The 12,658-nt window shown below is 41.0% G+C and carries 11 protein-coding genes and 1 pseudogene; all 12 read left to right on the top strand.

All coding sequences use genetic code 11. From position 1 onward, the window contains the following. The first annotated feature begins 843 nt into the window (after window positions 1–843). Window positions 844–1,998: a hypothetical protein gene (locus tag B5F78_RS14175; protein ID WP_241148271.1), complete on the top strand. Its 1,155-nt coding sequence runs from the start codon at window positions 844–846 to the stop codon at window positions 1,996–1,998. A gap of 226 nt (window positions 1,999–2,224) precedes the next feature. Then, on the top strand, window positions 2,225–2,830 hold the full coding sequence (locus B5F78_RS14170) for a Crp/Fnr family transcriptional regulator (protein ID WP_087209042.1): 606 nt from the start codon (window positions 2,225–2,227) through the stop codon (window positions 2,828–2,830). A 294-nt stretch (window positions 2,831–3,124) separates the two neighbouring features. Continuing rightward, window positions 3,125–3,712, top strand: coding sequence for a hypothetical protein (locus B5F78_RS14165; RefSeq protein ID WP_087209039.1), 588 nt, complete (start codon window positions 3,125–3,127; stop codon window positions 3,710–3,712). A gap of 217 nt (window positions 3,713–3,929) precedes the next feature. Next, window positions 3,930–4,295: a hypothetical protein gene (locus tag B5F78_RS14155; protein ID WP_087209033.1), complete on the top strand. Its 366-nt coding sequence runs from the start codon at window positions 3,930–3,932 to the stop codon at window positions 4,293–4,295. A 19-nt stretch (window positions 4,296–4,314) separates the two neighbouring features. After that, the gene (locus B5F78_RS14150; RefSeq protein ID WP_239466101.1) at window positions 4,315–4,656 is read left to right on the top strand and encodes a hypothetical protein; all 342 of its coding nucleotides are present in this window, start codon (window positions 4,315–4,317) and stop codon (window positions 4,654–4,656) included. A gap of 313 nt (window positions 4,657–4,969) precedes the next feature. Next, window positions 4,970–7,576 (top strand): TraG family conjugative transposon ATPase, encoded by a 2,607-nt coding sequence (locus B5F78_RS14140; protein ID WP_087407026.1) that lies wholly within the window; start codon window positions 4,970–4,972, stop codon window positions 7,574–7,576. A 212-nt stretch (window positions 7,577–7,788) separates the two neighbouring features. Further along, the gene (locus tag B5F78_RS14130) at window positions 7,789–8,385 is read left to right on the top strand and encodes a hypothetical protein (protein ID WP_087249886.1); all 597 of its coding nucleotides are present in this window, start codon (window positions 7,789–7,791) and stop codon (window positions 8,383–8,385) included. A 4-nt stretch (window positions 8,386–8,389) separates the two neighbouring features. Further along, entirely contained in the window at window positions 8,390–9,439 is a 1,050-nt protein-coding gene (locus B5F78_RS14125; protein WP_087407025.1) for a hypothetical protein, read from the top strand. A gap of 5 nt (window positions 9,440–9,444) precedes the next feature. Continuing rightward, entirely contained in the window at window positions 9,445–10,104 is a 660-nt protein-coding gene (locus tag B5F78_RS14120) for a hypothetical protein (RefSeq protein WP_087249888.1), read from the top strand. Beyond that, on the top strand, window positions 10,094–11,374 hold the full coding sequence (gene traM / locus B5F78_RS14115) for a conjugative transposon protein TraM (RefSeq protein ID WP_087407027.1): 1,281 nt from the start codon (window positions 10,094–10,096) through the stop codon (window positions 11,372–11,374). The genes B5F78_RS14120 and traM overlap by 11 nt, the downstream gene beginning before the upstream one ends. 214 nt (window positions 11,375–11,588) lie before the next feature. Continuing rightward, window positions 11,589–12,407: a DUF4138 domain-containing protein gene (locus B5F78_RS14105; RefSeq protein WP_241148269.1), complete on the top strand. Its 819-nt coding sequence runs from the start codon at window positions 11,589–11,591 to the stop codon at window positions 12,405–12,407. Window positions 12,408–12,483: 76 nt separating this feature from the next. Next, window positions 12,484–12,658 (top strand): annotated as a pseudogene (locus B5F78_RS16910) (IS4-like element ISUnCu6 family transposase); the annotation flags it as partial.

Raw genomic sequence — 12,658 nt, 5'->3', positions numbered from 1 at the left:
GACTGACGAAGATATCTATCAGGCTATCATCAACAGGGAGGAAGATATGAAACATATTTGCGACATTTATAGATTAAAAGCTGCAAGTTGAACTTGCGAAACTTGAATATACTAACATAACAACCGGACAATTCTTCACAACTGGCACTGCCAGCGAAGGCAAGTGGGACACTTTTACACATCTGCAGGAATAGCTTATTTTTCCTGTAAAACCCCAACTGTTAATAAAGTAAAAAACACAAAGGTTCTCTCAGATAATATTTTTCCGAAAGTATGTATCCATCAGTCGAAGCATTTGTTTTTATTAGGTTTTTAGGATATTAGGAAAATGTGGGATGGTTTTACACATCTGGTAAAATCAGGAAATCCCCGCAAGCTGCTTTCAGAGGGAGCTTGAGGGGATTTTGAAAAAAGAGAGAAAGGACACTTTTACACATCTGAGGGATAATCTGGGACACTTTTACACATCTGCGAAGATCAAACGGGACACTTTTACACATCTGCGAAGATCAAACGGGACACTTTTACACATCTAATTGAAGTAAACGGGATGGTTTTACACATCTAATCGGAGTAAACGGGATGCTTCTGCACATCTGCAAAGGTAAAAAAAAAGGTGTCGGGACGTTTTTGCACAACTAATGAAGGAAAGAAATTAATCCAAACAGGAAAAATACAATGTTTATTTTTGCACCAGCCATTTGGGATGCGATTTATATTGGCTTACAGAAAAAGCAAGTGGGACACCTTTACACATCTGGAGATAGAATATAGTTATCTATTAGCTATTTAGTGTATTATTTATACACTAAATGAATAGAAAATCGCTATATTTGCGAACAAATGGCGAAAATGATGGCTGAATCTGAACAATATAAAGAATTAAGCAGGGTACCACGCACACTTAGCGAGCCCTACAATGGTGATAATCTTGATCTGCTGATTGAATCAGGAGGAACAATCATGCATGATATTATAATTTTTGCCGCCAATACACAAATGAAGGACTTGTTTGGTGAAACTTGGTTTTCAATGGAAGACTTCTGCACTGTAATGGGGTATGAGAGGACAAAGCTCCAGCGTAAATTGACCGAAGAACAAAAAGCGAAAACATTTGGCGCAATTAAACCAGTCTATAAGACCGAATATGCGGGTGAACAGATAGAGCACCCCATAGAGACTTTTTTTGAATCCGCCTTATTCAGTTTAGGGAAGAATACACTCAGTGTAGCCTATAATGTCAATGGAGCCACAAGATACAAATTTATCCCTATCTTGGAAAGCTTCGACATTAAGGACAATTTTGGGACAAAGAAAAAGACCAAACGAATGTATAAGGTCAACCTGAGCAAAGAGCTGAAGAATCTGATGTTTACCGGATATAACCTGATAGACCTGAAGGATTATAGGAATCTGCCAAACAAAAGGTCTTACAGGAAATTCTATCTGAATTTATCAAAAATGATTTTTCTTATCAAGCACAAGATTCAAGCCGGTCAGGAGCCCGAGTTCACTATGACCGTAGATGAATTAGCCAGGCATTTTGACATTAACATCGCTAATAACCATGACCGCAAGAAAAAGGTGGTTACAACACTAAACGCAATTAACAAGAATCTGACACAAACGAGGTTCGAATACGAATTTGTTAAAAGGGAAAATGAGAAATGGGCATATAGTATCAAATTCAGATTTTCCGAAGAAACGCTCAAATACTTCGATGAAAAAGCAAAGGCTATAATAACCTCCCAATATTATGAAGGGCTAAAAGATGCCTTCTTAAAGAAAAAGGGTGTGCAAGTATATGAGACCTATAAATATAAAGATTGCTTCGTATTCGGCAGCGGTAACTTTAATGAGGAATTTACAGAATGGGCATACAGCGATGCCGACAAAGAACTGAAGACTGAGATATACAGAAACATTTATATTAATGTTATGAAAATGCCGCCTAAAGAAAATTATACTATAAATATGGCAGATATTAGGCCTAGATAAAGTATTAATGAATAACTTTTCATAAATTTGCAACGGATTTCCATGAAAAATGGGAGTCCGTTTTTTTACATACATACAGCTGCCAAACGGAAGAGTGGTGTCAGAAGTTAAACTATAAAGCAGCTGCGAACCCGTACCGGATAATGCGGCGCGGGGAAGCAGTGCTTTATAAGGGCCACACCACTCCCTCGTTTGGCAAGGCGGAACCGTGCCATTACATAAATTTATGGCACCGACACAAATAACTAGACTTATTGATGAGACCATCAAGAAGATGGGGCTTCAAGAACACATCTGTTTCACACAGGAGGAAAAAGAGTATTTTGAAAAGAATTTCGAATCTTTTCATTTGAAGAAAGGACATTATCTGATTACTAAAGATGAACTGGTGGAACATTTCTATTACCTGGAAAAAGGAATCCTGAACATCTGCTTTCCGGATTCCAAAGGTGGGTTTATAAATGCAAGGTTTATGGATGACAGGGCATTCATAAATCCTTTTTTCCTGCACAATCCAGAACACAAAGCCTGTTACAGCATAAAAGCGAATACAGACTGTAAGGTATGGCGAATGAAAAAGCACAGAGCTTTTGAAATGTTCGCTGAATCCTTCAATTTCTGTAAGCTCACTATTTTCCACCTTGAAAAGTCTCTCATGCACAAAATAGAAAGAGAGGAAGGAATACATTGTATGACCGCACACCAAAGGTATGAAAAGGTACTAAATAAAGAAAAATGGCTTTTTAAGCATGTGCCGTTAAAAGAGATAGCGAGATACATCGGAATAACCCCTCAGGCTCTCAGCAAAGCTAGAAAAAAGATCTTCAGATAACCCCATGGAAAGGGCAGGATACTTTTACACAACCGGTATCCTGCCTTTTTTTATTGTCTAGCCATTATATGTTTTACATCATAGGAAAAAATGAAACTAAATTAATAAAACGACATACCGCTGAAATTAAAAAATCATTTTATTTGCAGTTACGCATATTATCTATATGTTTGGACAAAATCAAACAATTTTTGTAACAGATTGGACGAAATTCGATACAATTACTAAATTAGAATATGATAAAACATAAAAATAAGAAACTAGATAATATTAACTTTAAAAACAGAAAGCACTATGTACAGCAACATGAAAATCGTAATACTGATTCTCCTCCTATTCGCGGGAGACAGTATGGTCAAAGCACAGAGACACTATAAGAGGATTTCAGCTTTAGAAGGAAGTTATGGCACCAACATATTCGGGAAAGCCGATAAGGCAGCAAATATATCATTCTCTAAATACATTGACAGGACATCCTACTGGAAAGCAGGATTGAATTATTTTGAAAATAGTTTCGAGTATTCGGTCAATACAGACGCGAGCCAATCCCTAGGGAAAATGACTGCCATGCAGAGCCGGGAGCGGGAAGAGACAGCACGGAACTGGTTTATAAATGGCAGTTATAACCGCACAATAGTCAGCAATCTTAAATCAATTTACTGGAATATAGGTATTGGTTGTTTTCTGGGAACAGAATACACCAAACATCCATCAGAAGAATATCAGTTTATCGTAGGTCCGGAAATCGGGACTGAAGTGGAATTTTTCATATTGCCAAAACTCGCAATCATCGTCGGAATAAAAGAGATGTGGAGCCCGTTGTCTATAAAGGAATGGAACACGGTATGGAATGCGGGATTGAAGATTCTTCTTTATAAATAAGAGCCATGTTACTTTTTGTCTTATTGCAAGCCAGTACAGATGTATCCGGTCTGATATCGTTGTACCGTGAAGTAGGTGCAATGCTGGTTGGCATTGGCTTTGTTTGTGCAGGTTTATCTGTACTTAAAAAGCTGATAACCAATCATGAAAAAACAAAGGAGGCTATTATCACCTATATAGTAGCATTGGTTGTCTGGTTATTAATATGGTCTTTGGTATGAGCATAGCAGATGTTATTATACTCATTGTCTTCTCACTTGGTATCTATCATTTTGCGACTAAAAGGAAAGGCATGAAAGAAAGCCGAAACGAGAATAAAGATCAAATACCAGGAGCAGCAAGTGACAAAAGAGAGAAAATACAGGAGAATGCACCGGTTATCAGGGTAATCTTCCAGGTTGAGAATACTGAGGAAGATGACCTGGCAAAGGAGATAGCGGACATGTTCCTTGACGGCAGGACCTACTACTACAGTGGGAAAAAACCGGAGGAGACAAAAGGGAAAACGGATGATACAGAAATGGATAAGTTCATAAAATTTGAAAATGTGCAATGGAATATGATCAAAACAATACATGTATAAACTTTAAAATTGAAGAATTATGGAAGTACTGAAGCAATTAAAAAAGAGATTTGAGAAGGTAAACAACAGTGTAAGCAAATGGGCATTAGGGCTTATGTTTCTGTTCATGGTTGCTGCCCCGATTGAGATTGAAGCACAAAGCGGCCTTAAGATAAGCAGTCTTTCGGAAGTGACAGACACCGCCAAGGAAGGAGCGGACACGATTCTGGATGTGGCAAAATACATACTTGCTGCCGTTTTGGGTATTGCGCTGGTATTCGTTATTTACTCCCTTGCAACCAATAACCCGCACGCCAAGGAATACCTTTTAGGATGGATCATTGCTGTTGTAGTGATTATGGTTGCCTTCCTGATTATCTGAGTCATGAGAACCATGAGAAAAATCAACAAGCCGATTAAATTCTTCGGTTTGTCATCCGGACAGTTCGGAATATTCATGCTAATAGTGGCCATCACGATCATCGTATGCATATTCAAGCAACTGCACCCACTGGTCATTACGCTCTTACTCAGCGGAATAGTATTCCTTTCCGGACTACTGTTCAATACCTTAAAAAAGGAGCACAAGGCCGGGAACCCGGATTTTCTCACAGGGTTGAGTGTACGGAGTGCAACACCCCGAAAAATAGTAGATAAAAACAAGATTTTCAAATTCATTCTAAACTGAAAAGCCAATGGTCACACTTATCATCCTGACAAGCGTTGTCATTTGCATGTTAGCTCTTCTCATAGCAATCCTGTATATGCGGAATGAGGAAGTGCAAGTAACAGACAAGGCCACTGATCTGGCAGACATATTGCCAATACAGACCATCACCCAGAATGCGATCATCAATGGGAACGGTGACATCACAGTAGGGTACAGGATGCTTCTTCCTGAAGTGTTCACACTTTCGGAAAAAGAAGCAGACTATATCCATGAGAGACTTGAAGCTCTTTTAAAGATGCTTCCGGCAGGAACTGTCATACATCAGCAGATATTCTATTACACAGGAGAGTACAACAATCAGGAATACTCAAACAATGCCCTGATAGCCGAGAACAACCGGCATTTCGACGGTAAGGAAATACTGAACAGTTATACAAACCTGTATTTGACATTTACAAACGGGAAAAAGAACGGCAAGATAAGAAAGAGTGCGACCAACACATCACTGCTACGAAGATTACATTACCCGTTTAAGCAGCCATACAGGGATTATGAAAGACGAATGACCGATATGGAAGCCTCACTCCTTAATTTCGAGAATGGTCTGGCATCTATCCAGCAATTCGAAATCAGGAAGATGAACAGCAAGGAATTGAACAACGCTGTTTACGATTACATCAATCTGTCTTATGACACACCGGTAGAAGATGCTACGGAAAAGGTTGTAAATCCGATGGCCATCACCCGGAACGGCGAAATGAAAATCGGTCAGCAATACGTATCTATGCTTTCACTGACCATTGAAGGCGAGCACCTGCATGAACTTTCCGTTCCGCACACCGGTAAGGCGCGTTCATACGGGGGGAACATTGAGATACCTGACAGTATCAAGAGCAAATGTTCCATGATTTATCCCGTAGGCCTTGGATTGCCGTTTAACCATATCGTAAACGTGGTAATCGAAATCACTGATCCTGATGCGACAGTAACCGCAATAGGGGCAGAGAAAGACGCCTTGAACTACATCACGAACTTCTATCCCCCTGCAGCAGAGAAGCAGAAGGAGCAAGGGTTGTTCTGTGAAGAGATTACGAAATTTGATTATCAGACCGCATACACATCGTTCAATGTCGTTATCAATGATACGGACAAGACATCCTTGATGCGTAAGATAGCCCTTGTACAGCAAGGTTTCTCGTTTATGAACCAAAGCGGTTGTTATACAGAGAATGCGGAACTGTGCAATCTGTTCTTTACAAACATACCGGGTAACGCCAGAGCCAATTACAGAGGTTTCATCAATACGACCAAGCAGGCTATCTGTTATTTGCAGAAAGAAGGCATGTATATGTCAGACATGAAAGGACACATATACAATGACCGTTTCGGCACACCTGTAAAGATAAACCTATGGGACTATCCGACCTTGAACAACAAGAACAGGATCGTTATCGGACCGTCCGGTTCCGGAAAATCCTTCTGGCTGAACAACTACATTCTGCAAAGCTATGAACTGGGGAGGGACATCATGATCATAGACATTGGTGGGTCATACCGTTCAATGATAGCCTTGAACGGAGGTAAATATTTCGATTCTACGGAGCAGAAGAAGTTTGCGTTCAATCCGTTCCTATGTGACCGTGACAAGAACGGGAAATATCTGTATATCGACACATCGGATGCAGAATCAGCGGATGACCAGATAAAGACTATTGTAGCCATAATAAGCTACATCTGGAAGGCAAGGGAACAGATGATGCCGGCTGAGACGGCCATTCTCAGGAAATCCATAATTGGGTTCTATGATCACGTGAACAACTCATCAGTAGGCCAGAGCAACGAGAGGATATTCCCGGACATGAAAGCATACAGGAAATACCTTCAGGAAGTTTTCAGGAACAGGATGAGCGATTTTGAGAAACAAAAGTTCGAAATAGAGGAGCTTATTCTTCTGCTGGAGCCATATACAGACGGTGAACTCAGTTTCCTTCTCAACGCAAAAGAGAACGTGGACATCGTTCATGACAAGCTCATAGCATTTGATATGGAAGATGCATCGAAAAAGGAATATTTCCCTCTTGTGGCCATCATCACCCTTCAGATGATTGTCGACAAGATAAAGAAACGGCAGGGAATGATGAAGGAGCTGATTATCGATGAAGCCCTTGATTTCCTTCAGGATGAAAAGTTCGGAGATTTCATCGCCTATCTGTACCGTACATTCAGAAAGAAAGAGGGAAGCATCACTCTGGCAGCACAGAATATCCTTTTCCTGAAGAACATGCCTTCAGGAATAAAGGATTCAATTATCATCAACTGTGCTACAAAGATAATCCTGGATCACTCGGAGCACCGCCAGAACCTGCCGGAAATCCAGTCTGTCTTGTCCATCAATGACGAAGAAATCTATATGATAGAGTCATTGCAAAGGACAGACCGCTGGAGGGAGTTCTTCATCAAGATGTCCAATGATGCATTCATCTTCCGGAATGAGGTCTCAGATTTTGCAGCGGTAGCATTTGACTCAAAACAATCAACCGTAGTCAGGATTAAGCAATTATTCAAAGAAACAGGCTCGACCTATACGGCCATAAACTTATATCTGGAAGAAAGGAGAAAGCAATATGGATGACGCGACAGCAGGATTAACGGAGTTGTTAAACTACAGCACTGACATGAACACAAGCATGAACAGTGCAGCCCCTAGTATAGCGGGTGCATTATTAGGCATTGCCCTGATCTTTGTAGTATGGGCTTTGTCCACAAAAAAGCAAAATGCACGTACATACCTGATAGCATGGGTTGTATGTGTAATATTTACTATCACATTTATCATCTAAGCTTATGAAGAGGATATTAGGAATGCTCATCGTCACGACAGCCATGCTGTTTGTCAGCACAGGGAAAGCGGATGCCCAGTGGGTAGTGCATGATCCCGGACATACCTTACTTAATTCTACCGAGTGGTACACCAACGTAAAGAAATGGATTGAACAGATTAAGGAGATGGAAGCAGCCCAGAAACTGAGGGAAGGTTTGCAGAACATCGACAAAATGAAGGAGCTGAAATCATTGAAGGAGCTTGCAGACCTGTTGGATGACGTTGCCTGCCTGAGCCAAGATTACAGCTTTTACATGAACGTAGGTTCCAATTACCACTGTTTGAAGTTCCTTAACTTCCAAAGAGTAACGGTCAACCTCAGTGTCAGTACCGACCTTCTGATGAAGGTGGCAACGGTTACCAGCTATTTCTCGATGAACTCGGAGGGAAGAATCTCCTTTATCGAACAGGTAAAGGAATCTGTGGAAAAGGCTGCTGATGAAATGAGGGAGTTTAACGAAGCAGTGAGAAGCACTGTCATTTATAAATCAATGAAAGGACACAACCGAAAAACCTATTATCAAGGTCGCCTTTCAGCCTATACAAGATATACCAACTAAGCCTATGAACCAAGACAATTTTTTGTGGGGACTCCAGATTACAGACGGACTCACAATGGAGTTAGTATCCAAGATGACAGTTATCGCATTCGGAGTTGCAGTCATCTGTTTTATTTGCAATCTGGCTTATAACTATCTGTACCACGGAGCCAGTCAGTTGTTGACTTCAAATGAAGACAGGTTCCCGGACATGATGGAAATAGGACGCTGTCTTGTACTGTTTTTCTGCCTGACAATGTATAAGCCAATCGCACAGACCATTGTCGGCACAATGGAAGTGATCAATGAAGCCACATCGCTATCCTCTGAGAGAGCCAATGAATTTGCCCAGTTTATGGCTAAGGCAAGCAATGACCAGGGTGAAATGATTGCAGAATATGAGACCAATTCACTTGAAGCGGAGGTCGCAGCCGGGGAGGACACAACTGGCGCCATGCAGCATGAGCTTGACAAGAAAGCGGAAGAGGATGAGACAACAGGTCTGAGAGCCAGTATAGAGAAAATTGTCACTATCCTCAATCCTGCAAACCTTGTTGCACTTGTGATACATGCTGCGGCGGCATTAATTGTCGGGGTTATACAAATCATCATTTTAGGGTTAGGCGTTGTCATTGTAAAGATTTTGGTCATACTCGGGCCGTTTGTCTTTGCATTCAGCATGCTGCCTGTATTCCAGAAGCAACTCTCCGTATGGTTCGGTACACTTTGTTCTTCGTGTATGGTATTCACTGTGATAAACATACTCAATCAGATTATGTGGCAAACTTTAAAGGCACTATGCGAATCACCGGCCGACTTGGTTGACATGGCAACACAACAGTTACAATATCTTGGCATGGATCTGGCTCTTATCGGTGCTTATTGCAGCTGCTTCTGGCTTTCGTCAAAGATTGTCGGACACAGCGATGCCGGGAAGATTATCTCTAAGGTCATGTCAATAGCTACAACGGCAGCCACAATCGCCTTGCTTGGCGGTGCCGGTGCAGCAGCCAAGGCAACAAACGTAGGTGCCGCGGCATCAATTGGAGGAAGTATAATCGATGATAAAAAATAACCGATATGGACTTGATGAAATTTAAAGGAGTAGACAATGCTGTAAAAATGACTATAAGACTGTCAATAGGCTACTGTGTCATTCTTACGATAGCTTTTATCACATGCATCATCTATCAGACCATAAAGCTGGAGAAAGCTTATAGCCAGGCATTGGTCATTGACAAAAATGGAGAAGTATATAAGGCAAGCGGTATGCCTGCATCAAATATGAGAAGGTTTGAATACATAAACCATGTCAAGACCTTTGTAGGCAAATGGTATGCATTCGACGAGAACACCTATGAGGGAAATATCGCAAGTGCCCTGAACCTTATAGGGAACAAAGGGAAAGAGCTTTTGAACGAATACAATGATGTGAATATGCTCAATTCCCTTGTTCAGAAAAACATCAGATACGGGGTGTCTATTGACGAGATAACCATTGATATGGGAACTATTCCGGTAACCGGAAAAATCCTTTTCACGCAGACGGGATATAGAGCCAGAGGCAAGGTTTCAAGAAAAGTGGAAGCAGAATTCTCCATCTATGATGTATCAAGAAGTGAGGAAAATGCCCACGGGGCAAAGATAGAGGATTGGATAGTGCATTATTCAGCACCTATTGAAGACAACCAGGAAGAATATAATAACCAACCAGAAAATTCGGATGAACATGAAAACTAACAATTTTTTGAAAGACAAGAACAAGCTTCTGATGATTGTACCTATCGTATTAGGAGGCTTATTCCTCTATGTATTCTTTGTCCATGACGCATCTTCTAAGGAAGCTGTTGAAAACGAGAAAGAGAATCAGAATGTGTTGCTGGAACCTGATTCAGAAGCAAAGGACAAGGCTCTCAATAAAGTTGAAGCCTATAAGCAGGATGAAAGAGAAGAAAGGGAGAAACAGAAAATCATGGATGAATCACAGGTAAGAGGTTCAGATTTCTATTTCGACCTTCAGAACAGGAATGAGAAATATGACCAAGCAACGCTGGAAAAAATAAGGAAAATGAAAAGAGACCCGTATTCGGATGTGATGGGTGAGTATGGCAGCAGTGACAGTCATCTTTCGGAGCAGTTGGAAAAACAGCTTGCCAGCATTGAAGATGAAGAAGAACTGAAAGAGATAATCAGAGAAGCAAGGAAAAACGCAGAAATCCGCAAGGAACTGGAGAGGAGCAATGCCTATAGACAAAAGATTTATAAAAGGATTATAGGTGATGATCAGGGAAAGGGAAAAGCGGAAAATCCCCTTAAGCTCCAACCGGGCAGTGCAATAGACAGCCTTGTGAACAATCAACCAATCTATATAGCTGAGAATGGTAAAAGAGCAAGGAGACAACAGGCAAGTATGCCAAGCAGCAACACCTTATTCAAGGCCTGCATCCATGGTGACCAGACAGTCGTCACCGGAAGTACGGTAAGAATGCGTATGCTGGAAGATGCCGTTGTCTGTGGCATGAAGATACCTGCCAACACTCTATTTTACGGTGTGGCGACATTAGGAGCCAACCGGCTGGAAGTGGTGGTTAACAACCTGAAAGTTGGGAACACCATCAGTCCTGTCTCCTTCGTCATCTTTGACAATGACGCTATGGAGGGCTTGAACTTGCCTAACAACATGAAGGCACAGGCGGCTAAAAGGATGCAGCAGGGACTTGTCCAGAATATTGACATGCCTCTTGCCTCCATAGGGACTATGACAAGTGAGATAACCAGTGCCGTAAATGCAACGACTCAGATAGCGAAACAGATATTGAACATGAAGCTTTCGCAAGTCAAGGTCCACCTGAAGAGCAATTATCAGATGTATATACAGGAAGAGACAAAAGAATCAAAACTGAAACGCAAGGCCGTTCAGGAAGAATTGCAGAGGCTATATGCAGAGCTTGAAAAGAACAGCAATGACAATCAGCCACATCCTTTGGAAACATTAATTGACAAGCTATGATTTTGAATATATTGAATTATCTAATTGTTATAGCAGCCCTTTTTTTCGGTTACAGAATTTATCTGTCAAGAAAAGGGGGGAAGAGGTTTACGGAAATAAAGCCACTACTGGTCTCATTTTTAGCCTGCATTGTTTTATTATGGGCGATAACAGTATTCACCGCATTTTATAATTGAAAGTTATGAGAAGGATATATTTTTTTATAGTTCTATGTGTGACCACATTCGGTATAAAGGCACAGAGTCCCGAACAGGAAAGCATCAAAGCCAAGAATATCTACATTTCATTTGATTTTGTGAAACATCTGGTATTCCAGGTACAGGTATCAGACATTGAGGTAGGAGAGAAAGAGCTTATTTCGGCGGAAAGGGTAGAAGAAGCCCCTCACGTTGTCAGATTATGCGCACAGAGTGAAGACTTTGAAAAAGAGACAAACGTAACCGTCGTATGTATTGACGGAAGTGTCTATACCTATCATGTGAAATATATAGCAAACGGTCTTGCCGATCCGTCCCCGAATATCTATGAGGATAACGGTAAATGGGTTCATAACGACTATCAGGCAGATGTCAGTGATATGCACGTTGCCGAATTTTTCTTCCCGTCGGACATTATATACGGGACACAAGGTAACGAGATGTCCTTTACATTGCAGACTTATAACAATCAGCTGAAAGTTTCGACAGCGAAGGATGCCGTTGAGAACTCGAATCTTTTTGTCATTGACAAGAACATGAATACATACAGCATTGTCATCCAGAGGAACGAAACTTCGGTCTTCACTTATAACTATGATGACAAGCGGGAATATACGGCCCATATCGATGTGAACAGTGAGGTGATGGATAAATGCCTCCAAGAATTGAGGACAAAGAAAAGGAACATATACAGTGTTGGCGAGGTAAAGAACAAGTTTGAATTATCAATGTCAAACCTGTATGTACATGAAGACTTCATGTTTTTCATCTTTGACCTGAAAAATAAGTCATTCAAGTTTCGCAAGTTAATAGATAACCTTCTTCTTGGGATATAAAAGAGGCACAGGGATTTCCGCATATCGCAGAAAATGAGTAATTTTATAGTTGCAAATCAAAACATTACTCAGCCCTATGCCCTTGCACAAAGTTACAGACTTTCTTTCAGAAATCAGCGCATTTTTTAGAAAAAGTGACGCGCATAAAGCGATGTATTCCATACTGGACGTTATCAAATGGTTAAGAATGAATGAATCCACCTTGTTCGGCATGAAGAGCAAGTGCAATAATGTGTATCCGTTGTTGCAGG

It is taken from the genome of Bacteroides sp. An279, from assembly GCF_002159615.1.
In the GTDB taxonomy this organism is placed as follows: domain Bacteria; phylum Bacteroidota; class Bacteroidia; order Bacteroidales; family Bacteroidaceae; genus Phocaeicola; species Phocaeicola intestinalis.
This window is presented reverse-complemented; position numbering and strand designations above follow the sequence as displayed.